The following is a 24597-nucleotide window of genomic DNA, read 5'->3' on the forward strand; positions in this document are numbered from 1 at the left end:
CAGCCGTTCGTACGAAAGTGATGCCTGCCATGGCCGAGACTCAGGACGTCGTCGATCTCATCCTCCAGGACCACCGGCGCATGGAGGACCTGTTCCGCCTCATGCGCAGCGTCGAGGCCGACCGGGGCGCCGCGCTGCGTGAGTTCGCGGACCTTCTGGTCGCCCACGCGCTGGCCGAGGAGGCCAAGGTCTATCCGGCCCTGAAGAGGTACAAGGACATCGACGACGAGGAGGTCGAGCACGGGGAGCACGAGCACGACGAGGGCAACGAGGCCCTCCTGGAGCTCCTGGAGGTGGAGGAGGTCGGCTCCGAGGAGTGGGACTCCAAGCTGGAGGCGCTGGTGGAGGCCGTCACTCACCACGCCGACGAGGAGGAGCGCACCATCCTCAACGGCGCCCGCGAGAACGTCGCGATGGAGCGGCGGGAGGAACTCGGAGTGGCTTTCCGTGAGGAGCGCGAGCGTCAGCTGAAGGCCGGTTGCGGCTCGGTCGACAACGTGCGTCGTCTCGTCAAGAACTGACGAACGCCACTGAGTGAATCCGGGTATGACGTCGCACGCCGTCCTGACGGCTGCGGCACACCTAGCAAGACCGATCACCGGATCATCAGATCGGAAGGCTTTTCGATCATCTTTGGACGGTCTTGAGCAGGCTTCTCCCCCGCCCGTTCGATACGCATACGGTGCGTTCACGGGCGGGCCCGGAAACGGTGCCGGCCGCAGCCGACAACCAAGGGGAGGGCGCCGATGGCGACTGTGGAAGTGGCACTCAAGGAGATGGTGACCGGGATCGAGGGGGCGATGGGGGCCGCTGTCGTCGACTACACGAGCGGCATGGCCCTGGGCACCCTGGGCGGGGGCAAGGACCTGGACCTGACGGTCGCCGCGGCCGGGAACACCGACGTGATCCGCGCCAAGGTGCGCACCATGGAGCTCCTCGGACTCCAGAGTCAGATCGAGGACATCCTGATCACGCTGGACGGGCAGTACCACCTGATCCGGCTGGTGACCGGCCGGGACGGGAACGGCCTGTTCCTCTACCTCGTGATCGACAGGGCCCGCTCGAACCTGGCCATGGCACGCCACCAGCTCAAACGGATCGAAGGGCAACTCGAGGTGTAGGGCTTCTTCGAGGCGGGGCTGACGCATGCCCATGAATTGAAGACTTCTTCAAGCCATCACATGGAGAGGACGACAATTCGTGAACGTCGGCCGCCCGTGACGAGAAGATGAAGAGGCAGGACTCATGGCGCGGCCGCGTCCCCGGGGCGTCGCCGCGCCATGAGAGGCCCCTAAACAGGCAGGAAGAACGCTATGCAGGTACCGCTCTACCAAGCCAAGGCAGAGTTCTTCCGCATGCTCGGGCATCCCACGCGCATCAGGGTCCTGGAACTGCTGCAGCACGGCCCGGTCCCCGTGCGGGACCTGCTCGCCGACATCGAGATCGAGCCCTCCAGCCTGTCCCAGCAGCTGGCCATCCTGCGCCGCGCGGGCATCGTCGTGTCCACACGGGAGGGCTCGACCGTCACGTACGCGCTGGCCGGTGGCGACGTGGCCGAACTCCTGCGCGCCGCCCGCCGTATCCTCACCGAGCTGCTGGCCGGGCGGAACCAGCTCCTCGCGGAACTGCAGCAGACGGACACCTCACCACCACGGGCGGCGGGCGCCGCGTGACGCGGGCGTCGGGCCGGCGGCGCCCCCGGCCTCTCAGTGGGGCAGTTCGTGGGCCTCGACTATCTCGACGGAGTCGACGCGGTCCCTGACAGCCGCCGCGGCCGGCATGCCCGCGCTGCTTCCCCCGATCACGACGGCGTGCTTGCGCCGGATCTTCGACTGTTCTGCCATCGTGGAAGACTTTCTGTGAGGGCTCGTACTGGTCGGGTACGGGCCGGACGATGAGCCAGGTGAATGCCTGCGCGAGTGCATCAGATCATCTGACCGCCCGTTCTCGCCTGCTTCATCCGGCCAGAAGCAGTGCCGCTCAGGGAAATGGAGATGTCCCGGCGGACGGCGCTCGTGCACACTTCACGGATGCCGGCTGACACGCCTTGCTCGCCGCGGGAGCGGGCACTGCGCCACGTCGCCTCCCTGTCCACGGGAGGCCCGTTGGACCCTCGGCTGCGGCTGACGATGAACTTCCACCCCGACCGCGTCGCGGGTGGCCGGCCGATCCTGCTGAGCATGGCGGCGGACGGCGTCTACCGGTCGCAGTTCGTCACAGGCACCAGCAACGGCGGCCTGACCGCGCACCCCGGCGGGGACCGGTGGCGCTGGGAGAGCCGTATCTTCGCGGGCGCCTACGACCAGGCCGCTCCGCACGAACGCCCTGTGTACGGCGCACTGAACTTCCGGCGCGATCCCGCCGGTGGGGCACCGCGCTTCGGCTCCTCGTACTTCCGGCTCACGGCCGACGTCCTCACCCGAGCCACCTTCTGCTATCCGGACAGCTCGGCCGAGCCCTCGGCTTTCGGCGTCGCGGATCGCTGTTCTCTGGTCGAACTGGCCGAGGCCGATGGGCTCGATGTCCTCGACGGCCATGTCGAGGCGCAGGTTCACGGGCCGGTCGCACTCGACCGTGACGTCGAGGCTCTGGTTCTGGATGTCAGTTATCGCGGCACGACCGTGGAGGACGCGGCCCGGGGGCTGCCCTGCCCGGTCGAGTGGCATCCCGGCTTCCGGCTCGGCGTGGGGCATCTGCGGCGCCACCCGGGCTATCGCGGGCAGCGGTACGTCGATCTGGGCGCCGAGATCGCGGTCGACGGCCGACTCGACCCCAAGGTCATCGGAGACGCGGCCCGGACAGGCCGGTACGACCCGCAGGACCTGAAGAAGGTCTGGCACTGCTTGGCACGCTTCGGCTCTCCGGCCCGCGCGGACACCGGCGGCGCCCCGGGGCTGCTCCGGGCGTCGGCCGTCGGGGCGGCGCCGGTCAGGGAAGGGTCCAGAAGCGGACCGTGACGAGGTAGAAGACGGCAGCCCAGAAGGCCATCGCGACCGCGACGATGCCGAGGCCGCGCAGGTTGGCTCTGGTCGCCGGCTCGTCCGGCGGAGGCCGGAGCCAGCGGCCGAGCAGCGGGTTCACGTAGTAGGGCATGGTCAGGAAGCTCATGGCGAAGCTCGACAGCAGGTTGCCCACGAGCAGGCCGATCCAGAGCGGCATGTGCAGCGGGAACAGCGCGAGCGTCAGGAGCACGACGGTCGGGTACAGGCCGACCCAGACGGCGAGGGAGGTCCTCGTCTCGGAGGGCGGCGGCGGTGACTCCTTGCCGTTTCCCTGGAAGGCGAACCAGCTGCCGAACGAGTTGTCGATCGTGTGCAGTCTGAAGTCCTTGAACTTCTCCCCCTCGGCCAGCACCTCCTGCCGCTGGGGTGACGTCAGCCAGGCGTCGAGGTGTTCGGCGTTGTCGTAGCGGTACAGCGTGGTCCATTCCTCCTGGAGACCTTCTATGGGGCGGAACAGCTCGGTGCCGCGGAACCCCTCGAACTTGCTCTCCTCCTCGACCATGTGGTGCTGCCACTCGAGGAAGTCGTCGACCTGGTTCGGGTGGACGCGGTGGGTGACGACCACGGTCACCAGCGGATCCAGTGACTGGGTGCCGCTGCTGACCACCTGCTGGGTCGCCGGGCCGTCGAAGTACTTGGCGCCGACGTCGAGATACGTCTGCCGGGTCGCGCTGTTGATCCACGCCTGCAGATGGGCCACCGAGTCGAACCGGTACACGACGACCCAGTCGGGTTGCAGCGGAGTCGGCGGGGAGATCTCGGCGCCGAGGAAGCCGGGATAGTAGGCGGCGGCAGCGTTGAGGTTCTCCTGCCAGGACTCGTACTCCTGTTCCGCTCCGGGCAGGATCTTCTGGCCGATGATCGCCGTCGCCGCGGCGGCTACGTTTCTTCCGGTGTTCATGGCGGCTCAGCCTGCCGACACCGACTGCTCCGCGGGGAGCCGGCCGTAGACGCGTTCCGGAGTCAGCGGCAGCGCGCGGTAGCGGACGCCCGTGGCGTCGTGCAACGCGTTCGCGAGCGCCGGGGCCACCGGGTTGATGCAGCACTCCGCCATGCCCTTCGCCCGCATGGGCCCGACCGAGTCGGCCGTGCCCACCAGGAGGACCTCGGTGCGGGGGATGTCGGCGTAGGTGGGGATGCGGTAGTTCCGCAGGTTCGGGTTGACCATGACGCCGTTGTCGTCGATGTGGTGGTTCTCGGTCAGCGCGAAGCCCAGTCCCTGGGCGACACCGCCCTCGATCTGGCCCCGGACCTGCGCCGGGTTGATGATCACTCCGGCGTCCGCCGCGTGCACGCTGTCCAGGACGCGAATCTCACCCGTGACGCGGTGCACCGCGACCCGGAACCCCTGCGTGTTGGAGGTGACGCTCCGGGGCGAGCCGTACGCCTTGCGTGCCGCGGTGAAACGGATGCCGCGCGCCCGGGCCAGCGCGACCAGTTCGGCCAGCGAGGTGCGCCGGTCCCCGCAGACGACACCGTCGTCGTCCATCGTGCACATCACGACGTGGACGCCGGTGTGCGCGGCGGCGAACTCCAGGATGCGGTCGCGTACGGCACCGGCCGCCCGCAGGACCGCGTTGCCCGCCACGAAGAGGCCCGCGCTGGCGAAGGCGCCGGTGTCGAAGCCGGTGCGGTCGGTGTCGGACTGCACCAGCCGGATGCGCGACGGCGTCGTGCCCAGTTGGTGGGCCGCGATCTGGACGTGTGCCGTGGAGGTTCCCTCCCCGAACTCGACCGTGCCGACGGCCAGTTCGTAGACGAGGTCGTCGCCCAGGGTGACCCAGGCCTCGGAGAGGTGCTCCGTCGGGGGCGCCGTCTCGTGCAGCGAACTCGCCACTCCGGTGCCGACGAACCACTCGGGGCCGGGAGGCGGCCGGTCGGCCGTCCGGGCCAGGGCCTCGCCCACCAGGTCGACGCACTTGGCGAGGCCGTCCTCGGTGAAGACCACGTCGTCGGGGCCGTCGTCCATGGCGACCAGGGGCTCCCCCGGCCGCACGATGTTGCGCCGGCGCAGTTCGAGCGGGTCGAGGTGCAGCGCGCGGGCGAGTTCGTCCATCGCCGACTCCACGGCGAACGCCGGCTGGGTCATCCCGTAGCCGCGCAGCGCGCCGCTCGGCACGGTGTTGGTGTAGACGGAGTACGCGTCGTACTTCTTGTTGGGGCAGCGGTAGATCATCACGGCGGCTCCGCCCGCGTACGCCGTCTCACCGCCGTGATTGCCGTAGGCGCCCGTGTTCGACACGTTGCGCACCTGGAGGGCGGTGAGCGTTCCGTCGGACTTGGCGCCGAGTCTGACCGTCAGGGTCATCGGATGGCGCGGCGAGGCCGTGGTGAACTCCTCCTCGCGGGTGTACTCGAGGCAGGTGGGCCGCCCGGTGTCCAGGGTGGCGAGGGCGACGAGGTCTTCGGCGATCACCTCCTGCTTGCCGCCGAACCCGCCGCCGACGCGCTTGCAGAACACCCTGAGCTGATCCGGGCGCAGCGCGAACAGGTACTCCAGTTTGACCTTCGCGATCGACGGCGACTGCGAACTGGTCCGGACGTTCAGGCGGCCGTCGTCCATCCAGGCGATCGATCCGTGCGTCTCCAGATGGGCGTGCTGGACGCGTGGTGAGAAGTACGTGCCTTCGTGGATCACGTCGGCCGCGGCGAACCCGGCGTCGACGTCGCCGATGTGCGAGTGGAGTTCGAGCAGGATGTTGTGGACGGGGTCGCGGACGAACGGATCGTCCGAGCCGTGCAGTTGGGGTGCGCCGTCGGCCATCGCCGCCTCGGGGTCGAACACCGCCGGCAGGAGCTCGTACTCGACCACGAGACGCCGGCAGCCCTCCTCGGCCGCCCCGACCGTGTCGGCCAGGACCGCGGCGACGCGCTGCCCGGCGAAGCGGACCGTGTCGTCGAGGATGTAGGTGTCGTCCGGGTCGACCAGGTGGTCGGTGTGGATGGCCGTGGTGAAGCGTCTGCGGGGTGCGTCCTGCCAGGTGTAGACCCGGTGCACGCCGGGGACCGCGAGGGCCGCGCTCTTGTCGACCGACAGGATCCGGGCGTGCGCGTGAGGTGAGTGCAGCACCTTGAGGTGCAGCATGCCGTCGATCCGGGTGTCCATGGTGAACTCGGCGTGCCCCGTCACCACGTCGTGGCCCGCGGGCGCGCCCACGCTCGTCCCGACGGCCCTGCCGGGCGCCGCCGTCTCCACCGCGCCGACGCCCTTCACGGCGTCCTCGATCGCCCGGTAGCCGGTGCAGCGGCAGAGGTTGCCCTTCAACGCCCGTGGCAGGTCCGCCTTCTGCTCTTCGGTGAAGGTCGCCGACGTCATGATCATCCCGGCGGTGCAGAAACCGCACTGGAACCCCGGGGCGTTCTCGAACTGCCGTTGCATGGGGTGCGGGGCGCCCGGCCGGCCGAGGCCTTCGATCGTGGTCACCTCGTGGCCGTCCGCGCGGAACGCGGGGGTGATGCAGCTGTGCACCGGTGAGCCGTCCAGCCACACCGTGCAGGCGCCGCAGTCGCCCGCGTCGCACCCCTTCTTGACCCCGAAGTGGCCGAGTTCGCGCAGGAAGGTGCGCAGGCACTGGCCGGGGGCGGGTTCCTGTCCGAATTCCTTGCCGTTCACGGAGTAGTTCATGCGAGGTCCCCAGCCGTGAGTTCGCGGCAGATCTCCTCGGCGAAGTGCCGGGTCAGGTGCCGGCGGTGGTCAGGTGTCCCGTTGGGGTCGGCGTACCAGAGGCCGGCCGGCACGGCGTCGATGCGCTGCCGCACGGTTCCGGCGTCGGGGAGGGAGTCGAAGGCGATGCGGAGCGGCCTCGTGGTGCCGGCGGTGATGGTGAGCAACAGGTCGCTCGCGCCGAGCCGTTGGGTGCCGACGAGGAACACCGTCGAGCGGCCCAGGCGCGTCAGTGTGAAGCGGCGGTGCGCGGTGCGTTTGCGCAGCGCGTGCTCCGGGATGGTGACGCGCCTGAGGATCTCCCCCGGGGCGAGGACGTTGCGGTGGTCGCCCGTGACGAAGTCGAGGGCGTCGACGAACCGCACGGAGCCGTCGAGCGCCCAGAGTTCGTACCGCGCCTCCAGCGCGACCGTGAGCGTGATCATCGGTCCGGCCGGCAGGGACATGCAGATGTTGCCGCCGACGGTGGCCGTGTTCCAGACCTTGAACGAGGAAAGGAACGCCTCGCAGCTCTTCCGGAGGAGGATTCCGGCGGTCCAGCCCACCGGCCAGGAGAAGGCGTAGAGGTCGCGGATCGTGCAGGTGGCGCCGATCTCCAGGCCCTCGTCCGTCCGGACGAGCGGTTCCCAGCGCATCGCCGTCAGATCGATCAGCCGCCGCAGGTCGGGCTGCTCCACGGAGTAGAGCCAGGTTCCGCCCGCGAGCCAGGCGTCGCCCTCCTGCCAGTCCAGGCCCGGCCGCTCGGACGGTCGCCGGACCACTTCGGTGATGGTGTTGAGATCCATGAGGGCCGACCCACAGGAGAACGGGACTATGGGACGAGGACTGTCCTTGTGCCGCCCGCCGGCCCTGCTCTCACGCCGGCCGAGCAGCCGTGAGCCGCCGGACCGGGCCGCTCGTCGCGGCTGTGCCGCGGAGGGCCGGCCGACACGGACAGTGGACATGCGCGCTTTCGCCACATTTTATCGCGGCAGACGGCCATGGGCCCGGTGGCGGGCTCGAGGTGGCCCCGGCACGGAAACCCTGTGCACCCACTCGCATTCCCTGCGCGACGGCGTCGACGGGTGCCGCAGGGCTTTTGCTACCCGACCGGAGCAGGCACGGATCGTCGGGTGCGGCAGGCTTGGCCCTCCCTAGGTTGGTGCCGCAAGAGGAAGGAGGTCCGGGTTGCTGGATCGGCTGAACCAGGCCATCAGAGCGCGAGACACCACGGAGCGCCCGGGCGCCGTGTGCTGACGCCCGACCGAGCCGTCGGGGGTGCGTCAGGCGTGTGCGTGGCGGGCTCCGGTTGTCGTTCGTGGGGCGGCGTGGTGGGCGGGGGCCGGGGCGCTCGCGGCCTGGAGGCGTTGGAGCCACAGGGTGGTCGCGGTCAGGAGGCCGGCGAAGACGGCGAGGAGGAGGACGGATACCCACATCTGCCGGCTCCCGGGAGACTGCCAGCTCGTCCAGGCGGTGGACGCGGTCCACAGGAGGACGCCCACCGCGTAGAAGGCGCGAACCCGGCGCAGCTGCCGCACGGCCCGCAGGGACACGAGATCAGTACTGGATGCCATGCCGGCCCGTGTACCCCGTGGGACGCCGTTCAGCGCCTTCGGATCGCCTCTTCCGCTCACCTCGGCACGGCCCGCGTCTCCTTCGTGTGTTCAGGAGCCTCCCGAGCCGCCTCTCGCCTCCTTATGGACACCCCGTGAGGCGGCGTGCTCTCATGCTGGGTGCGTGATTTCCATCGTTGAAAGAGCAGGCGGCTCCTCCTCAACACGCCGCACGCTCGCGCTACTTGAGCCACCCGGCCGACAGCAGAACGGAGTTGCGTATGCCAGCACCATGGACTCGGCGCCGCCGGCCGGGACCGGCGCACCGGCTGGTGGGAGGCGCGGTCGCCCTCCTCACGACCGCCGCGATGGCACTGGCCCACACCGGTGCGGCAGCGGCGGGCAAGGGGGCGGGCGGGCACGCTCGTATTCCGAGCGTCACGTCGGGGGACGCCCGCTTCCAGATCCTCTCGCCGACCCTGATCCGCACCGAGTACGCGGGAGACGGGAGGTTCACGGACGAGCCGACGTTCAACGCGATCGGCCGCGCCGGGTTCACACCGGCGCCGTACACCGCCACCACGTCCGACGGCTGGCTCACCGTCAGGACGAGCGCGATGTCTTTGCGCTACCGGGTCGGCTCCGGACCGTTCGACGCCGAGAACCTCTCCATCGAGCGAACGGCGGGCGGCACGCCGGTCACCGCGACTCCGTGGCACCGCCTGACCTGCGCGGTCGGCGCCCTGTGCGAGGCCGAGACCCTGCAGCTCAGCGGCGTCTCCGTGGCCTCCGACCACCGCGGCCACACCGGAACCGGATTCGCGGCGGGCTTCGAAGGCACAGGCAGCTCGGTGTCCGCTGACATCGATGTCAGCACCGCCGGCGGCTACCAGCTCGGCCTGCGGTACGCCAACTCCCGTGGCGGGGACGGCCGTACCGAGCCCCGTACGCTCACCCTGAGCGTGGACGGCGGCGAGCGGCAGACGGTGACCCTGCCGACCACGGCCGACTGGGACACGTGGGGCCTGGTCACCGAGAACCTCCAACTGGGCGCGGGACACCACACCCTGGCCCTGACCCGGACCGCCTCGGACTCAGGTGACGTCAACCTGGACAGCGTGGCACTCGTACGGCCCGGAGACCCCTATCCCCCGGTCTCCGCCACCGCCGTCCCCGACTGCCGCTTCGGTGTGAGCTGTGAGGCGGAGAGCTCGCGGATCGGCGGCACGGCCGTCAGCGCCACGGACCACGCGGGATACGCGGGCACGGGTTTCGTCGCCGAACTCAACCAGGGGGCGAGCCTGTCGACCCATGTGGTCGGCGTGCCCGCCGACGGGGTCTACACCCTGCGCGTGCGGTACGCCAACGGCACGGGCGGCGACGGCCGGCACGAGGACCGCACCGCCACCGTCGGCGCGGGCGGCGCGACCAGCACGCTGACGTTCCCGGCGACGAAGGACTGGGACGACTGGCAGACGGCCTCGGCACCCGTGGCCCTCAAGGCGGGCGCGAACGACATCAGCCTGAACTGCCCGAACGCCGCGAGCTGTCACGTCAACGCGGACACCGTCTCCGTGGCTCGCCCGGAGGCGGCCGCGCCCCCGCCGCATGTCGCCCTCGGCGGCTACCGCCGCGGCCTGGACGGAGTGAACGGCGGTTCTCCCGTCGTGACCACGCCCGGACTGCTGAACAAGGACGGCTGGTACCTCCTGGACGACACCTCGTCGGCCCTGTACGACACCGCCGCGCGGAAGGTCACGCAGCGGCCCGGCCACGGCGGAACCCCCTACCAGGACGGCTACGTCTTCGGCTTCGGCCACGACTACAAACAGGCCCTGGCCGATCTGGCCGCGCTGACCGGGCCGCCCGCACTGCTGCCGCGGTGGGCCTACGGCGTCTGGTACTCCGAGTACATCGACCGCACCGCGGCCGACTACGAGGACAGGATCCTGCCGGCGTTCCGGTCCGAGGGCGTTCCGCTGGACGTCCTGGTCACCGACACGGACTTCAAGGCCGTGAACAGCTGGAGCGGCTGGGAGATGGACCCCGCCAAGTTCCCCGATCCCCAGGGTTTCTTCGACTGGTCGGCGTCGCAGGGGCTGCACAACACGCTCAACGTGCACCCCAGCATCCTCGCCTCCGACCCCCAGTTCGCCCAGGCGCAGGCCACGGCCAAGGGCAGGCTGTCGAAGGGAGGCTGCGCCGGGGGCGCGAGCGTCCAGGACAACTGCTACACCTTCGACTTCGGCGATCCCGACCAGCTCAGGGCGTACCTGGACCTGCACCGCACGATGGACCGGCAGGGCAACGACTTCTGGTGGCTGGACTGGTGCTGCGACGCCTCGCAGTCCTCGCTGCCCGGCGTGACCCCGGACGCGTGGATCAACCAGCAGTACGCCGCCGCCGTCCCCGGCCGGGGCTTCGTCCTCTCCCGGGCCTACGGCTCACTGCAGGCCGGCGGGTACAGCGGTCAGCAGGCCCTGCCGACCGGTCCGTGGGCGGACAAGCGCACGACCGTCCACTTCACCGGCGACACGTCCTCCACGTGGGGTGTGCTGAGGCAGGAGGTCGGCTACACGCCGGGCGAGTCCGCCGCGACCGGGATGGCCGCCATCACCCACGACATCGGCGGCCACAACGACACGACGGGGCTGACCGGTTCGGAGACGTACACGGACGGCGGCAGGCTCCGCACCACGTACAAGCTGCCCGACGACCTGTACGCACGCTGGGTTCAGTTCGGCGCGTTCCAGCCGATCGACCGCCTGCACAGCAATCACAGCGACCGGCTGCCCTGGCAGTACGGCACGGCGGCCCGCCGGTCGGCCGACAAGTTCCTCAACCTGCGCGAGAACCTCGTGCCCTACACCTACTCACTCGCCGAGGAGGCGCACCGCACCGGCGTGCCGATCGTCCGTCCCGCCTATCTCGAGTACCCGGACGAGCCGCGGGCGTACGACGTCGCGGACAGCGAGTACTTCTACGGCTCCGACGTACTGGTCGCCCCGGTGACCACGCCGGGTGACTCCGCCACCACCTCCGTGTGGTTCCCGCCCGGCCGGTGGACCGACTACTTCACCGGGAAGTCCTACGCCGGCGGAACCACCCAGGACATCACCACCGGTCTCGACTCGATGCCGGTGTTCGTCAGGGCCGGCGGCATCCTGCCCACGCGCACGCACGACGTCGCGCACGACGACCGCGAGGCCCTGACCGATGTCACGCTGACCGTCTCCGCCGGTGCGTCGGGCGCGTACCGCCTCTACGAGGACGACGGCACCGCTGAGCCGAGGAGCGCCACGACGAGGATCCGGTACCGGGAGACCGGATCGCGTCACACCGTGTCGATCAGTCCGGTGAAAGGGTCGTATCCGGGCCAGACCGGGAAGCGCCGGTGGACCCTGAGGTTCCTGGGGGGTGAGGCGCCGGCCAGGGTGGCCGCCGACGGGGCGAGGCTCTCCCCCGACGCGTACCGCTGGGACGGTGAGACCGGGACGCTGACCGTCACCCTTCCGCGGCACAGCGTGCGCACCCCCGTCACCGTCACGTACCAGTAGGGCGCGGGACGGAGGGCCACGGCGGCGCCCACACGGCCTTCGGGGCCGTGTGGGCGCTCGCGCGTCAAGGCGGTCCCTTGTCGCCCATGGCGGGCGGCGGGGGCTCGCCGAAGCGGACGGAGACCTTCTCGAAGCCCTTGAAGGCCTCGGCGTTCGCGTACGAGCGGTAGGCGCGCACGTCACCCCGGGCGAGGTGGACGTGGTCGGTGAACGGCGTGAGCAGGCTGCGCGGCCACAGCCGCAGGGAGCGCACCGCGATGACCTCGGCCGTGGCGAGGTAGACCACGGAGGCGAGGTAGACCCAGGCGAGCAGGCCGAGCACGATGCCGAACATCCCGTACGTCGCCGTGGCGCCCCGGAGCACATGGCCGACGTAGTAGGAGCCGCCCCACTGCAGCACCTGCCAGGCGCACGCGGCTCCCAGCGCGGGGCCGTACATCAGGCGGAGCGTGGGCCGGCGGCGGGTCATGATCCGGTAGCTCAGCAGCAGGAGCCCGGCGTTGACGGCGACTCCCGCGGCGCCGACGGCCACCCGGAGACCGACCGCGAGGCTGGTCCCGAAGATGCCGGCGGCGGACTCCGCGGCCGACAGGGCCGTCGTCAGGCCGAGGCCGACCGCGAGCAGCAGCAGAAAGCCCAGGCCCCTGGCCCGTGAGCGCAGGGGGTCGGGGCGGGCGTGCCTCGGCACGGCGAAGATCTTGTTCAGGGCGTGCTGCACCGCCTGGGCCACCCCCAGGGCGCCGTAGACGCTGCCGATCACGCCCACCGCGAGCGCGGCTCCGCTGCCGTGGAACGAGTGGACGTTCTGACCGAGCTGGTCGCCGATGACGGGGAACTCACCGAGCGCGGAGTGGAGCACGGAGTGCTGCAGCTGCGGGTTGCCGTGCAGGGCGCCGCTGAGGATGGCGACCAGGAGCAGCAGCAGCGGGAACAGGGAGACGAAGCCGTAGTAGGTCAGCAGCGCGGCGAGGTAGGTGGCCTGGTCGTCGAAGAACTTGTACACGACCGCGAGCGGCATGCCCGCCCACCGGTGCCGTCGCTGATATCGGTCCAGCCGGGCCAGCACGTCCATGTGCCCTCCCATACCTCGGGCGGGTCTCCGTACTTCGGGCGAGACGCCGCAGCAATCCTGTGCCCCCGCCCACGCGATCCCACACCGCTCAGGCGCTCGACGCGGCTCGACGGCGATGGGCGCCCCGGGCGGGACCCTGGGCGCATCCGGTTCCCCGTCCGCGTGCGAAGCAGGTACGACGGACGCGACAGCGATCAGCGGCGAATGGGGAGCTCATGACCGGCTGGGTGGTGCGACCGGACGGTGGCCGTCCGGAGGGTCGCACCTGTGCGCATGTGCCGGATGCCGGCCCGTCGCCGGTGCCCCGGAGCGGGGTGTGCCTGGAGTGCGAGGCCCGGGGGCAGGGCGGAGGGCACCTGCGGTTCTGTCTGAGCTGCGGGCACACGGGATGCAGCGACAGTTCGCCGGGCGCCCACGCCACCGCTCACCACGAATCGACCGGGCACCCGCTCGTACGCTCCATGGAACCGGGCGAGGAATGGGCCTGGTGCTACGTCGACGAGGTGTACCTGCAGCCCGCGGGGAGCCGCCCCTGACGACACTGGGGGTCCAAGTGCTGCTGTCCGTACGGTACTTGCCATGACGAAGGACAGCGCAGGAGAGCCGCGGAAGACCGATGTAAGGGTGAGCCTGATCGGCGGCGTGACCGTCCGGCGCGCCTGGAGCATGTCTCGCGGGCCGCGAAAAGGCTTCCGCCGACGAGGGTCTGGTCCTATCGTCTCGGCCCGTGATCAGAAAAGGCGTCCCCCTGCCCCCGACGGTCTACCCGCTCGCCAAGGGGCGCGTGTGGGCCATGCTGGCCGGCTCTCTGCTCTTCGTCACCCTGGGCACTGTCCTCCTGGTCGCCCACAGCACCGTGAGGATGACGGTGGCGGGGGCACTGGCCGTGGTCTTCTTCGGATTCTGCTCGGTGCTCATCGGCCGGCGCCTGCTCCGCGGCCGTCCGGAGCTGGTGCTGGACGACGCGGGACTGGAACACGTGACGCTGGGCCGGTTCGGCTGGGACGAGATAGCCGCCGTGCGGATACGCGAGCAGCGGGTACGGCACACCACGCAACGGTTCATCGAGCTGGTGCTGCGTGCTCCGGACGCCTATCTGGCCCGAGCACCCAGGCTCGTCCGCAGAACCGCGTCCATGAACGCACGACTGGGCTTCGGTCCGGCCAACATGGCCACGAACACCCTGCCGGTGCCGCCCGAGGAGGTTCTCGACGCGATGCGGCGTCACTGCCCCGGACTCGTGGTTCAGCGGTGAGCGCGCCCGCCGGAAAGACCGGCTGATCCGGTGTCCTCGCTCGGCGCCGGATCCGGACGAGGACGCCGGCGAGGCGGCCCCGGCTGCTGCGTTCATCCGGGTCAGAAGAGTGTCGCTCCCGCCGCGGGCGCGCCGTCGTCGTAGACGAGGAGGCCGTCGTCCCGGAGGCGCACGCCCTTCGTGGGGGTGTGCGGGGTGAGGCGGCCGTCGTGCATCAGATGGAGGACGCGGGCGCCGCGGGCCAGCACGGCGAAGTCGGCGATCAGACGCCGGTGACAGCGCCACCACACGGCCTCGCTGCACATCACCGCGGTCCGCGTCTCGCCGGCCTGACGCATGAGCGCGTCCATCGCCGTGACGAACTCGGGGCTGCGGGTGTGGGCGGCGTAGCCGCGGAACGACTCGTTGCGCCAGACGGTGTCGGGCGAGTCGGGGGCGGGCCTGCGCCATCCGCCCAGCCGCTGCTCCCACCGGTAGGCGATGTCCGCCTCGGGCATCCACTCCGCCAGCCGCTGCCGTGCCAGGTCGGGATTCCGGCGGCTGCCTGGAGCGGTCCTGACGTCCACCACGGAGGCGACCCCGGCGTGCCGGAGGAGGTCGGCGAGCGTGGTCCGGTCCGCCGTGCTATGACCGAACGTGATCAGCTCCGGCCCGGGCCTCGAAGGCCCGGCACCGGGGTCCGTGTCTCCGTCACCCATCGCTCACGCCGTTCGCCCGCGCCGGCACGCTCGGGACGTGGTCGCCCGAGCCCGCGCCTCCCGGGTCCCCCGAGTACCCCGGCCGGGCGGCGCCGGCCTTGTGACTCCCCCGCCCCGCGGCGGGCTGCGTCGCAAGCGGCGTCCGGAGGGGCACGCGGGTCGACGGTGGGGCAGGTGTTCGACGAGGGGTGGCCTCACCCGGCCGTCCGGCGGAAACGGTCGGCTACGCGCTTCGCGGCCGCCGGGAGGACGTCTTCTTCGCGGCCGCCTTCTTCGTCGGGGTCTTCTTGGCCGGCTGCTTCTTGGCGGCCGGTGTCTTCTTGGGCTTGGGCAGCCGGTGCACCTCGGCGGGGCCGGCTTCCTCGCCGCGGGAGGCCTTCGCCTTCTCCACCGACTCGCTCAGCGCCGCCATCAGGTCGAGCACCTGGGCCGGTGCTTCCGGCTCCGGCGCCTCGGGCAGCGGCTTCTCCTCCCGCTTCGCCTCGATGATCCGGGCCATGGCCTCGGTGTAGCGGTCCTGGAACTCCTCCCCCTCGAGGTCCTCGCGGCTCATGGTCTCCATCAGCGCGAGCGCGCCCTCGATCTCCTCGTCCGACACCTCCACCGGCGGTGGCAGCAGCTCCTGCGGGGAACGGATCTCGTCGGGCCAGCGCATGGCATGGAGCACCAGGACGTCGCCCTTCACCCGGAGCAGGCCGAGCCGCTCACGACCGGACCACGCGTACTTCGCGACCGCCACCTTCGCCGACCGGCCCAGCGCCTGGACGAGCAGCTTGTACGGCTTGGCCGCGACCTTCCCGGCCGGCTGGAGGTAGTAGCCCTCGCCGATCCGGATCGGGTCGATGGAGGCGAGCGGTACGAAGGCGTCGATCTCGATGGCCTTGGCCGTCGGCAGCGGAAGATTGCGCAGATCCTCTTCGGTGATGGGGATGACCTGCGTCTTCGTCAGCTCGTAGCCCTTGCCGATCTCGTCCTGGGAGACCTCCCGGTCCTCCAGCTCGCAGATCTTGCGGTAGCGGACCCGTCCCATGTCCGTGGTGTGGAACTGGTGGAACCTGATCGAGTGGTCCTCCGTCGCGCTGACCACGTTGATCGGCACGGTGACGAGACCGAACGAGATGGCACCGGACCAGATGGTTCGGGGCATGCCCACACCTCCGCAGTAGCCCCCAGCACCACCAGCGTAGGGACGCCGTATGCGGTCCGCACCCCACCGGGGGCCGGCCGGGAGTGCTCCCACCGGGTGCGTGGGCGGGCGACGACGCCTTCGAGGGGTGAAGCTGAGAGCGTGAGCATGAAGAGCGAGCGTCCGGTGAGTGCCGAACAGATCAATGCGGCGTTGAGTGCTCTGGGAGCCGAACCGACGGCGGATCCAGCGGCACGGCGCGAGGAGCCGCAGGAACCCGATCGCCTGCGGTTGCTGGGCCATCTGCTGGCCAAGGCGGAGTGGGAGATCACCGCCGCTACGCGTCTGTCCGAGGAGGAGGAGATCGAGGACGTCCTCGACACGATGCTCGGCTGGGCGGAGCAGCTGGGCCACGATCCCGGCCTGGCGGTCAACATCCTGACGAACCGGCTGCAGCGCACCGCCATCCAGGTCTCGGAGTCCGAGGCCGACGAAACGCCTCCGGGCCGGGAGGCGTCCTTCGCGGCCGCGATGACGGCCCTGTACACCCTCAGCGCCCAGTTGCACGCCGACCGGGGCGACGTCGAGGGGACCAGACAGGCCCTGAGCGGGGCGGAGGAAGCCCTCATCGACACCATGCAGGGCATGCACGATCTGCGGGTCGCCATCGGGGACACGGCCGGCGAGGACGAGGAGCCGGAGGACTGAGGCCGGGGGCCGGGCGACACGGCCCCCGGTGTCACGGGCTCGGCCGTGACAACCGGGGCCGGCGGTCAGGTGACCCCGGGTGCGTCGGTGGCGATGAGTTCCAGGATGCGGCGCGGCTGCTCCTGCAGGCCGGACAGTTCCAGCGTCCCGCCCTGCGCCTCGGTGTTCCGGTTCAGACTCTGCAACAGGGTCAGGCCGCTGGCGTCCATGAAGGACACCCCGGCCATGTCGAGGCAGAGGGTGCGGTCACCGAGGCTCACATCGTCGGTGACCTGGGTGATCCGCGGGCAGGTGTCGAAGTCCAGTTCGCCCGCCACGCTGATCATGATGCGGTTGCGCTGATCGCTGACGTGCACTGCGAAAGACGGCATGGTGAAACCACCGTTCGGGATCAAAGCCCATCACGGTCGGCTCCCACTCTCGGAAGTTGGCCGTCAAGCGCGCGGCATGTGCCGCTCACAGCCGAGCGAGACCACCCGCACCGTCCTTCGGCCACTCGTGTTCGGTCACCACACGGCGGCGCGGGGTCTCCCACCAGACCAGGCTGGCTCTCCCTGCAGGGTGTCACATCCACGCGCGCTCCGGGAGGCCCCCCGTCGCCCCGTCACACCCAGGATCCGGAATCAGGGACGTTTGTTCGGGCGCAGACGGAACACACGAGGAGCTAACAAGTTCTTTATGAGACGAAGCGGAGACGTACATGGGCATCATCGCGTGGATCATCATCGGCCTGCTCGCCGGCGCCATCGCCAAGGCGCTGATGCCGGGCAAGGACCCGGGCGGCATCATCGTCACGATGCTCATCGGCATCGTCGGCGGTCTGCTCGGCGGCTGGCTCGGCAAGGTCATCTTCGGAGTCGACTCGATCGACGGCTTCTTCGACCTCTCCACCTGGATCGCGGCGATCGTCGGATCCCTCATCCTGCTCGTGCTCTACCGCCTCGTCACCGGCAACCGGCGCTCGCACCGTCACGCGTGACACCGCACGGCCGGGCACCGCGAATCGGCTCCCTCCCACCCGGGAGGGAGCCGATTCGCTTTTCGGCGCCGTGCCCCAAAGGGGCGGTGAGGGCGGGGCGTTCCGCCGCCGACGGCTACTGGCCCCGGCCCTCATCCGCGGTGTGTCACAGGGCCGCGGTCGTCCCCTCGCCGGACCCGCTGGCCGCGAGCCACTGGTCCCAAGCCAGGTTGAAGTCGGCGTAGCCGTTGTCGGCCGGGGCCTTGGCCCGGCTCGAACCGGTGATGGTGACCGGGTCGCCCTGCTTGACCTGGCCGTAGAACCACTTGGCGTCCGACATCGACAGGTGGACGCAGCCGTGCGAGCCGCGCGCGCTGCCGCTGCCCGGGTTGGGGTCGCCGGTCGAGTAGTGCACGTACGTGCCCGACTGGGTGAGGTGGACGTCCCACGGCAGCGTCAGGTCGTAGTAGTTGGGACTGCCCTTGTCACAGCTGATGCCGACGCTGCAGGAGGTCATGTGGACCTTCTCCTGCTTGTCGATGACGGCCATGGTGCCGTTCCAGGTCGGGTACTGGGGGCTGCCCGCGTTGATCGACAGGGTGCGCACCGGCTTGCCGTTCCTGGTCACCTTCATGGTGTGACCGGTCACCGACACGTCCGCGCGCACATCGTCGCCGACCGTGAAGGTGTGCGTGTAGCCGTGCACGCCGTAGCGGCCGTTGCCGTTGCTGACGCCCTGCATGTCGGCGTCGATCTTCACCTTGGTGCCGGACGGCCAGTACGTCTTGGGCCGCCAGTCGGCGCGCCTGTCGCCGAACCAGTGCCAGGCGCCGGTCACCGGCTGCGAGGCGCTCACCTTCATGTGCTTCTCCACCGCGGCCCGCGCCTTCTGCGCCACCGGGTTGGTGAAGACCACCGAGATGGGCATGGCCACGCCGACCGTGGCCCCCGTCTGCGGAGTGATCGTCTCCAGCAGCATCGGCGGCCCCTTGGGCTTGGCCGGTGACGGAGAGGCGCTCACACTCCGCTTGCCGGGAGCCTTCGCGTCGTCCCCGCCGGCCTTGTCACTGCCGATTCCGCCACAGGCGCTCACGCCCATCAGCATCGCGCCCGTGACGACCGCGATCCCTATGCCGCCCTTGCCCCGTCCCACGACGTGCCCCACTCTCTCTCCATTCGGCCCTGGAAGGCCCAACGCCCTGTCAGACAGTGCGGGCGCGGGCCTCAGTTGCGTGTATCGCGTAAAGCGTCTGCCAAAACTCGGGGCACGACACCGCTGGAGTATCGGGCAGCTCATCACATGGGCCCACTACGCCCGGCCGGCCCGGTGGGGGTGTCGTCGACAGGCTGTGCCAGGAGTAGTGCATACGGTGATCCTTCGGGGGCACACGAACCCGGAGGACGGATCCATGTCCTTCCAGTGGCGCCGCCACCCCTGCGGGTGTGCGCCCACGTTGTCACGGGCCCCGGGTGACGGCCCGTCTGTCGAAAGAGGTTGTCGCTGTGCTGTTGCCTGCGGAGAAGGAACTGCGTGCGGTACTGGCTCGCTTCGCCGACGCGCGCTTCCGCCACGACCTGCAGCCCACCGGCCACTCGAGCCGGGAACTGGAGGAAACCTCCACCACACTGTGCGCCCTCACCGGCACCCGGTCGGTGGAGGAGGCCCTCGCCGCCGCCGACGCGCTCCTCGACCGGTTGCGCGCGGACCGCGGCCGGCACAAGAGGGCGGTCCAGTCCCTGGCCGCCTGAACCGCCCGTCCCGCGGACGCCGCCGGAACCGGACACCGGGTCGGACGGCACGGATGCGCGCATCATGGAAGTCATGCGAACGCGACCTGTGCTGGTCTACGACGGCGACTGCGGCTTCTGCACGACCTCGGTGACCCTCGTGCAGAGATGGATCGGGCCGCGCTGCGACGTCACGGCCGGCCAGTGGGCCGACCTGGAGGCGCTGGGCGTGACCCGGGAGCGGGCCGAGTACGAGGCCCTGTGGGTCACCCCGGACGGAACGGTGTACGGCGGCGCACAGGCGGTCGCCAAAATGCTGGCCAGCGCGCCCGGCGGCTGGCCCGTCATGGGGGCGGCGCTGCAGCTGGCGCCGGCCCGCTGGATCGCCCACGGCGTCTATCGCGCCATCGCCCGCAACCGTCATCGACTGCCCGGCGGCACGCCGGCCTGCGCCCTCCCCGCCGGCCCGCCGGCGACCCGCCTCCGACGCCGCTCCCGATGACACGGCGGCCCTCCGCGCGCACTCACTGAAAGGCGGATTCGTCCCCTATGGGCGTCAGGTCCGATTGTCAGTGGCGGGTGAGACGGTAGGGGCACCGAGTCGGAAAGAGGGGGAGCCGTCATGTCCGGAAACCAGAACTACATCAACCACGTCGCCCTTGTGCTGGACGCCAGTTCTTCCATGTCCCACCTGAGCCGCAAGGTCGTCGACGTCGCCGACCAGCAGATCGCCTACCTCGCCCGCCGGTCGAGGGAGCTGGACCAGGAAACGCGTGTGACGGTGTACGTCTTCGCGGACAAGGTGGAGTGCGTCATCTACGACAAGGACGTGCTCCGGATGCCGTCGCTCAAGCAGTTGTACCGGGTCGGCGGGATGACGGCCCTGCTGGCGGCCGCACTGAAGTCGCAGCGCGAACTGGCCCGGACGGCGCAACTGTACGGCGACCACAGCTTCCTGACGTTCGTTCTCACGGACGGGCAGGAGAACGCGAGCCACCGCTGCCCGGACGCCCCTTCCAGGGAGCCGCGTGAACTGGTCGAGGCCGTGGCCGAGATGATGCGGACGCAGCAGGACAACTGGACGCTGGCCGTCCTCGTGCCGGACCAGATGGGCAAGCGCGAGGCCATGCAGTGCGGTTTCCCGAAGGACAACATCGCCATCTGGGACGCCACGAGCACACAGGGCCTGGAGGAGGCCGGGCAGGTCATCCAGCAGGCCACCGAGAACTTCATGGTGGGCCGCTCCCAGGGCATCCGGGGGTCGCGGGCGGTGTTCTCCACGGGCGCCCAGGCGGTCAACAAGAAGACGATCAAGGCGGCCGGCCTCACCCCCGTGAAGCCGTCGGAGTACCAGCTGATACCGGTGGCCCGGCACGCGGGCATCCGCGAGTGGGTCGTCGAGTGCGGGCACGAGTACCGCACCGGTGGCGCCTTCTACCAGCTGAGCAAGTCGGAGAAGATCCAGGCGCAGAAGCAGATCGCGGTGCTGGAGAAGAAGACGGACCGGGTCTACACCGGGCCCGAGGCCCGGGCCCTGCTCGGCCTGCCGGACGTGGAGGTGCGCGTCAAGCCGGACCACAACGACGACTACACGATCTTCGTGCAGAGCACCAGCGTCAACCGCAAGCTCGTACCGAACACCCGGCTGCTGCTGATGCTCTGACCCCCTCCGGGTGAGCACTGCCATCGGACCGGCGCGCGGCAGGGGCGGGCGGGGGCTTGTCGTGCGCCGTCAGGTCTGGTTGGGTACCAGCTCCGTCGGCACGTCTGGTGTGCGCGGTGAATGTGGAGTGGAGCGAGCGGCGTGCACGGGACGGAACGGCAGGACGGGTCGTGGACCTTGCCCGAGGGGCTGGAGCAGGCGATCCGGGGCACCGCCGAGGAGATAGCCCTGCTGGTCCGGAGCGCCGGCGACACGGCGCTCGCCGTGCCGGGATCGGAGTGGACCGTCGGTGAGGTCGCCGCGCACCTGGCGGTGGCGAACGAGCTGATGGCCGATCTGGCGGCCGGGCGGGAGAGGCCCTACGGAGACGGCACGCCGCAGAGTCTCGCCGCCGCCAACGCGGAGTCCCTGGCCGTCTTCACGGAGCGCCGGGCGGAGCCGCTCGCGACGATGATCACCGATCAGTGCGAGAGGTTCCTTGACGCCCTGGCGCGCTCGACGGCGGACGGTCAGGCGCCGGCCACGCCGCTGGGCCTCATGAACCGGTCCGTGCTCGCCTCGTACCTGCTCACGCACATGCTCGGCCATGGGTACGACCTGGCTCGCGCGTTGAAGCGCCCGCACATGGTCGATGCGGCACGCGTGGGCCTGTGCATGCCGTTCATGCTCTCGGTCATGCCCCGTGTCGCCGATCCCGGGGCCACGGCCGGGCTCGACGCCCGTTACCGGATCCGTCTGCGGGGCGGTGAGACGTTCGGTGTGTCGCTGGCCGACGGCGTCGTGCGGGTGTCGCCCGGATCGGACCTGCGGGATGTGGACTGCACCATCCGGCTCGACCCGGTGGCCTTCCTGCTCATCGCGCTCGGCCGGCTCGATCCGTGGCGTGCCATCGCCCGGGGACAGGTCCTCGCCTGGGGCCGCCGGCCCTGGCTCGGCCCCCGCTTCCCCACGTTGTTCACCGCGCCCTGAGCGGTCCGCCGCATCCGGGTCCGGACCTGCGCGGGCCGCGGACCCACGGGGTCAGACGGGCTGGATCCGTGCGCGCAGGAGGCAGAACTCGTTGCCCTCCGGGTCGGCCAGGACGTGCCAGCTCTCGCTGCCGGTCTGACCGACGTCGGCGGCCCGGGCGCCGAGGGCGAGCAACCGCTCCAACTCCGCGTCCTGGTCGCGGTCGGTGGCGCTCACGTCGATGTGCAGCGGCAGTTTCCCGCTTCGCGGGTCGTCGCTGGGGCTGATGACGAGGGTGGGCTGCGGGCCGCCGAAGCCGGCGCCGGGCGGACCGATCTCGATGCTTCCGTCGTCCTCCCGGCCGAGTTCGACGTAGCCGAGGACCTCGCTCCAGAACGCGGCGAGCCGCTCGGGATCCGCGGCGTCGAGGACCAGTTCACTGATGCGGCATGCCATGCCCGTCAGTGTAGGTGGATCACCTGGCCGCGGCGCCGGTGTTCGGTCCGGCGCCGTCCGCGGCAGGTGTCGCGCCCGGTCGGGCAACTCGGCGGCGCCGCCGGGCGATCGACGACTTCACACCGGTTGCCGGGCGGCTGGGCCCGTGGGCGGTGCTCAGTACGCGGAGTTGACGTTGTCGATGGAACCGTAGCGGTGCGCGGCGTAGTTGGCGGCGGCGGTGATGTTCGCGACCGGGTCGGTGATGCTGTTGGAGGTGCCGTCGACGTGGTAGGCCTTGAAGGTGGGGTCGATCACCTGGAGCAGACCCTTGGACGGGATGCCGTTCTGGGCGTTGACGTCCCAGTTGTTCTGGGCGTTGGGGTTGCCGCTGGACTCCCGCATGATGTTGCGGTGCAGGCCGTCGTAGCTGCCCGGGATGCCCTTGTCCTTCATGATGGCGAGCGACTGCTTGATCCAGCCGTCGAGGTTGCCGGCGCTGCCGGTGGACCCCTTGGAGTCGGCGTGGCTGTCGCGGGACGGAGCCGAGGCGCTGTGGGCGGTCTGCGAAGCCTCGGCGGCCTGGGCGGAGGCCGGCATGAGGGTGAGGGCCACGGTCGCGGCGCCGGTCGTGGCTATGCCGGTCAGAGCGAGAGTGCGCAGGCGGGCAAAGCGGCGGGTGGCGGTGATCGCGGTCATGTGAAAGGGACTCCTGGGACGTCTGAAAGGCGCCGGCCGGGTGCCGGTCACGATGCGGGCTTCGACAACCACGGCCTGTGCCGCATGAGGCGGCGGGAAGGCCTGGTGGTGATCGCCCGGTCGACCCCACGGCTCGCGGGGCAACGACCAACATGTTTAGCGGCCCGCCGAAACCATGCAAGAGTGTGACCTACTACCCAACGGCGTAGCTCTGGCGCATATCGGACTTCTCGCCGCGTGGAGGCCCCGCTCACCATGGACCGCTTCTACGATCCCGCATAGGACGTGACATGGCTCCTATGGGCCGTGTCACCCCTTTTCGCCCCGATCGGCGCTCCGCACCACGTCCTGCGGGGCCCGCGCCGACGCCGTCAGAGGCGGATCAGCGCCCCGTCAGGGGGTCCTGCCAATGTTGTTCTCGTGAACGGGCCGGGACACCGGGCCGGGAACGAGGAGAGGTGCCCGGAGTGGTTGATCGGGGACCGCGAGCACGCTCATGGTCGGACCCCCGCGGGGGTCCACGCAGGTTCGAATCCTGTCCTCTCCGCAACAGGGAACGCCCCTCCCCCCCCCGGCCCGGCATGCGGGGCCGGGATCAGACCACCGTGAGGACGATCTTCCCCGCGGTCCGGCCCAGCTCGCCGATCTCGTGCGCCTTCGCGGCGTCCGCCAGCGGCAGGACCGTGTCCACCACGGGCTTCAGGGCGCCCCGCTCAACCAGAGCGGCGATCTCGCGCAGGCCCAGGGGGTCGGGTTCCACCAGCATCCAGACCGCGCGGACCCCGTCATGGGTCGCGGGCACGTCGTCGGGACCGGGCAGGGTGATCAGCCGGCCGCCCGCCCGGAGCACCTTCACCGAGCGCTCGGCGGTCTCCCCGCCCAGTCCGTCGAGCACCACGTCGACGTCGCTCACCGCGTCCTCGAACCGCACCGCGCGGTAGTCGATCACCTCGTCCGCGCCCAGCGAGCGCACCAGGCCGTGCTTGCCGGCGCCGGCGGTGCCGATGACGTACGCGCCGCGGGCCTTGGCGATCTGCACCGCGAAGTGACCGACGCCGCCGCCCGCCGCGTGCACCAGCACCCGCTCCCCCGGGCGCACGTTCGCCGTGTCCACCAGGGCCTGCCAGGCCGTCAGCGCGGCCAGCGGCAGGGCGGCCGCCTCCACGTGCGTGAGGCCGGCCGGCTTGGCGGCGAAGTGCCGGGCCGGCGCCACCACGTAATCGGCGTAGGCCCCCGCCTGGCGCGGGAACAGCGGCATCCCGAAGACCTCGTCCCCGGGGCGCCACATCCCCACACCCGGTCCGACGGCCTCGACCGTGCCGGACACGTCCCAGCCCACGGCGGGAACGGCGCCCCAGCCGATGAGGGCCCCGCCGGCGCGGGTCTTCCAGTCCACCGGGTTCACTCCGGCCGCGTGCACCCGCACCAGCACCTCGTTCAGTCCCGGCTCGGGGCGCTCGACCTCACGCTGGACCAGGTTCTCGGGTCCGCCCCACTGCTCCACGACCACCGCACGCATGCTCACTGCCTCGTCTTCCGTCTCGAATCCGCA

Annotated in this window: 26 protein-coding genes and 1 pseudogene; 14 read left to right on the top strand and 13 right to left on the bottom strand. The window is 70.5% G+C overall.

What is annotated here, in order from left to right; genetic code table 11:
• Nucleotides 1–29 precede the first annotated feature (29 nt).
• The 3 genes from ACZ7JA_RS13270 (at nucleotide 30) to ACZ7JA_RS13280 (ending at nucleotide 1673) form a co-directional block, all read left to right on the top strand.
• Entirely contained in the window at nucleotides 30–521 is a 492-nt protein-coding gene (locus ACZ7JA_RS13270) for a hemerythrin domain-containing protein (protein WP_351663366.1), read from the top strand.
• A 225-nt stretch (nucleotides 522–746) separates the two neighbouring features.
• Nucleotides 747–1121 carry a hypothetical protein gene (locus tag ACZ7JA_RS13275; RefSeq protein ID WP_351663363.1) on the top strand — a complete coding sequence of 125 codons (375 nt, stop codon included), beginning with the start codon at nucleotides 747–749 and terminating at the stop codon, nucleotides 1119–1121.
• Between the two features lie 192 nt (nucleotides 1122–1313).
• Nucleotides 1314–1673 carry an ArsR/SmtB family transcription factor gene (locus ACZ7JA_RS13280; protein WP_351663360.1) on the top strand — a complete coding sequence of 120 codons (360 nt, stop codon included), beginning with the start codon at nucleotides 1314–1316 and terminating at the stop codon, nucleotides 1671–1673.
• Between the two features lie 33 nt (nucleotides 1674–1706).
• Here ACZ7JA_RS13280 and ACZ7JA_RS13285 read toward each other — a convergent pair whose 3' ends face one another.
• Nucleotides 1707–1844: a hypothetical protein gene (locus ACZ7JA_RS13285; RefSeq protein ID WP_389447527.1), complete on the bottom strand. Its 138-nt coding sequence runs from the start codon at nucleotides 1842–1844 to the stop codon at nucleotides 1707–1709.
• 186 nt (nucleotides 1845–2030) lie between these two features.
• Here ACZ7JA_RS13285 and ACZ7JA_RS13290 point away from each other — a divergent pair, with 186 nt between their 5' ends.
• A complete protein-coding gene (locus tag ACZ7JA_RS13290; protein ID WP_389447530.1) occupies nucleotides 2031–2957 on the top strand; it encodes a DUF3626 domain-containing protein in 927 nt (308 codons plus the stop codon).
• Here the strand turns inward: ACZ7JA_RS13290 and ACZ7JA_RS13295 are convergent.
• The 4 genes from ACZ7JA_RS13295 to ACZ7JA_RS13310 all read right to left on the bottom strand — a co-directional run bounded on the left by ACZ7JA_RS13295 (nucleotide 2929) and on the right by ACZ7JA_RS13310 (nucleotide 8219).
• On the bottom strand, nucleotides 2929–3903 hold the full coding sequence (locus tag ACZ7JA_RS13295) for an antibiotic biosynthesis monooxygenase (protein WP_470808113.1): 975 nt from the start codon (nucleotides 3901–3903) through the stop codon (nucleotides 2929–2931). The genes ACZ7JA_RS13290 and ACZ7JA_RS13295 overlap by 29 nt on opposite strands.
• Nucleotides 3904–3909: 6 nt before the next feature.
• Complete coding sequence (locus tag ACZ7JA_RS13300) at nucleotides 3910–6627, bottom strand: molybdopterin-dependent oxidoreductase (protein ID WP_470808114.1); 2718 nt, start codon at nucleotides 6625–6627, stop codon at nucleotides 3910–3912.
• Nucleotides 6624–7451 (bottom strand): FAD binding domain-containing protein, encoded by an 828-nt coding sequence (locus ACZ7JA_RS13305; RefSeq protein ID WP_389297691.1) that lies wholly within the window; start codon nucleotides 7449–7451, stop codon nucleotides 6624–6626. Before ACZ7JA_RS13305 ends, ACZ7JA_RS13300 begins: the two co-directional genes overlap by 4 nt.
• A 477-nt stretch (nucleotides 7452–7928) precedes the next feature.
• Entirely contained in the window at nucleotides 7929–8219 is a 291-nt protein-coding gene (locus tag ACZ7JA_RS13310) for a hypothetical protein (RefSeq protein WP_389297690.1), read from the bottom strand.
• Nucleotides 8220–8566: 347 nt separating this feature from the next.
• Here ACZ7JA_RS13310 and ACZ7JA_RS13315 point away from each other — a divergent pair, with 347 nt between their 5' ends.
• Nucleotides 8567–11755 carry a TIM-barrel domain-containing protein gene (locus tag ACZ7JA_RS13315; protein ID WP_470808528.1) on the top strand — a complete coding sequence of 1063 codons (3189 nt, stop codon included), beginning with the start codon at nucleotides 8567–8569 and terminating at the stop codon, nucleotides 11753–11755.
• A gap of 64 nt (nucleotides 11756–11819) precedes the next feature.
• On the opposite strand, the gene ACZ7JA_RS13320 is transcribed toward ACZ7JA_RS13315, so the two are convergent.
• Nucleotides 11820–12827: a YihY/virulence factor BrkB family protein gene (locus ACZ7JA_RS13320; protein WP_470808115.1), complete on the bottom strand. Its 1008-nt coding sequence runs from the start codon at nucleotides 12825–12827 to the stop codon at nucleotides 11820–11822.
• 215 nt (nucleotides 12828–13042) lie between these two features.
• On the opposite strand from ACZ7JA_RS13320, the gene ACZ7JA_RS13325 reads away from it, so the two are divergent.
• Entirely contained in the window at nucleotides 13043–13363 is a 321-nt protein-coding gene (locus tag ACZ7JA_RS13325; protein ID WP_470808116.1) for a UBP-type zinc finger domain-containing protein, read from the top strand.
• A gap of 191 nt (nucleotides 13364–13554) precedes the next feature.
• On the top strand, nucleotides 13555–14082 hold the full coding sequence (locus ACZ7JA_RS13330; RefSeq protein WP_389297685.1) for an STM3941 family protein: 528 nt from the start codon (nucleotides 13555–13557) through the stop codon (nucleotides 14080–14082).
• A gap of 101 nt (nucleotides 14083–14183) precedes the next feature.
• On the opposite strand, the gene ACZ7JA_RS13335 is transcribed toward ACZ7JA_RS13330, so the two are convergent.
• Nucleotides 14184–14780, bottom strand: coding sequence for a DUF488 domain-containing protein (locus ACZ7JA_RS13335; RefSeq protein WP_389447542.1), 597 nt, complete (start codon nucleotides 14778–14780; stop codon nucleotides 14184–14186).
• 223 nt (nucleotides 14781–15003) lie between these two features.
• On the bottom strand, nucleotides 15004–15927 hold the full coding sequence (ku, locus tag ACZ7JA_RS13340) for a non-homologous end joining protein Ku (RefSeq protein WP_351663331.1): 924 nt from the start codon (nucleotides 15925–15927) through the stop codon (nucleotides 15004–15006).
• Between the two features lie 141 nt (nucleotides 15928–16068).
• Between ku and ACZ7JA_RS13345 the strand changes: the two genes are divergently transcribed.
• The gene (locus tag ACZ7JA_RS13345) at nucleotides 16069–16614 is read left to right on the top strand and encodes a hypothetical protein (protein ID WP_351663328.1); all 546 of its coding nucleotides are present in this window, start codon (nucleotides 16069–16071) and stop codon (nucleotides 16612–16614) included.
• Between the two features lie 65 nt (nucleotides 16615–16679).
• Here the strand turns inward: ACZ7JA_RS13345 and ACZ7JA_RS13350 are convergent, their stop codons facing one another.
• Nucleotides 16680–16985, bottom strand: coding sequence for an STAS domain-containing protein (locus tag ACZ7JA_RS13350; protein ID WP_389297678.1), 306 nt, complete (start codon nucleotides 16983–16985; stop codon nucleotides 16680–16682).
• 329 nt (nucleotides 16986–17314) lie between these two features.
• Between ACZ7JA_RS13350 and ACZ7JA_RS13355 the strand changes: the two genes are divergently transcribed.
• Nucleotides 17315–17593 (top strand): GlsB/YeaQ/YmgE family stress response membrane protein, encoded by a 279-nt coding sequence (locus ACZ7JA_RS13355; protein WP_351663322.1) that lies wholly within the window; start codon nucleotides 17315–17317, stop codon nucleotides 17591–17593.
• Nucleotides 17594–17738: 145 nt separating this feature from the next.
• Here the strand turns inward: ACZ7JA_RS13355 and ACZ7JA_RS13360 are convergent, their stop codons facing one another.
• Entirely contained in the window at nucleotides 17739–18677 is a 939-nt protein-coding gene (locus ACZ7JA_RS13360; protein ID WP_351663710.1) for a L,D-transpeptidase, read from the bottom strand.
• A 398-nt stretch (nucleotides 18678–19075) separates the two neighbouring features.
• On the opposite strand from ACZ7JA_RS13360, the gene ACZ7JA_RS13365 reads away from it, so the two are divergent.
• The 4 genes from ACZ7JA_RS13365 (at nucleotide 19076) to ACZ7JA_RS13380 (ending at nucleotide 21932) form a co-directional block, all read left to right on the top strand.
• Nucleotides 19076–19321 (top strand): DUF5133 domain-containing protein, encoded by a 246-nt coding sequence (locus tag ACZ7JA_RS13365; protein ID WP_351663319.1) that lies wholly within the window; start codon nucleotides 19076–19078, stop codon nucleotides 19319–19321.
• Between the two features lie 73 nt (nucleotides 19322–19394).
• A complete protein-coding gene (locus ACZ7JA_RS13370) occupies nucleotides 19395–19802 on the top strand; it encodes a thiol-disulfide oxidoreductase DCC family protein (RefSeq protein WP_389297675.1) in 408 nt (135 codons plus the stop codon).
• A gap of 120 nt (nucleotides 19803–19922) precedes the next feature.
• The gene (locus ACZ7JA_RS13375) at nucleotides 19923–20963 is read left to right on the top strand and encodes a vWA domain-containing protein (protein WP_351663314.1); all 1041 of its coding nucleotides are present in this window, start codon (nucleotides 19923–19925) and stop codon (nucleotides 20961–20963) included.
• Between the two features lie 120 nt (nucleotides 20964–21083).
• Nucleotides 21084–21932 carry a maleylpyruvate isomerase family mycothiol-dependent enzyme gene (locus ACZ7JA_RS13380; RefSeq protein ID WP_389447547.1) on the top strand — a complete coding sequence of 283 codons (849 nt, stop codon included), beginning with the start codon at nucleotides 21084–21086 and terminating at the stop codon, nucleotides 21930–21932.
• 51 nt (nucleotides 21933–21983) lie between these two features.
• Here ACZ7JA_RS13380 and ACZ7JA_RS13385 read toward each other — a convergent pair whose 3' ends face one another.
• Nucleotides 21984–22367: a VOC family protein gene (locus ACZ7JA_RS13385; protein WP_351663309.1), complete on the bottom strand. Its 384-nt coding sequence runs from the start codon at nucleotides 22365–22367 to the stop codon at nucleotides 21984–21986.
• Between the two features lie 156 nt (nucleotides 22368–22523).
• Complete coding sequence (locus tag ACZ7JA_RS13390) at nucleotides 22524–23045, bottom strand: transglycosylase SLT domain-containing protein (RefSeq protein WP_351663306.1); 522 nt, start codon at nucleotides 23043–23045, stop codon at nucleotides 22524–22526.
• Nucleotides 23046–23497: 452 nt separating this feature from the next.
• On the opposite strand from ACZ7JA_RS13390, the pseudogene ACZ7JA_RS13395 reads away from it, so the two are divergent.
• Nucleotides 23498–23592: pseudogene (locus ACZ7JA_RS13395) on the top strand.
• 48 nt (nucleotides 23593–23640) lie between these two features.
• On the opposite strand, the gene ACZ7JA_RS13400 reads toward ACZ7JA_RS13395, so the two are convergent.
• The gene (locus ACZ7JA_RS13400) at nucleotides 23641–24564 is read right to left on the bottom strand and encodes an NADP-dependent oxidoreductase (RefSeq protein ID WP_351663708.1); all 924 of its coding nucleotides are present in this window, start codon (nucleotides 24562–24564) and stop codon (nucleotides 23641–23643) included.
• Between the last annotated feature and the right edge of the window lie 33 nt (nucleotides 24565–24597).

The sequence above is a fragment of the Streptomyces sp. NPDC038135 genome (assembly GCF_055601245.1).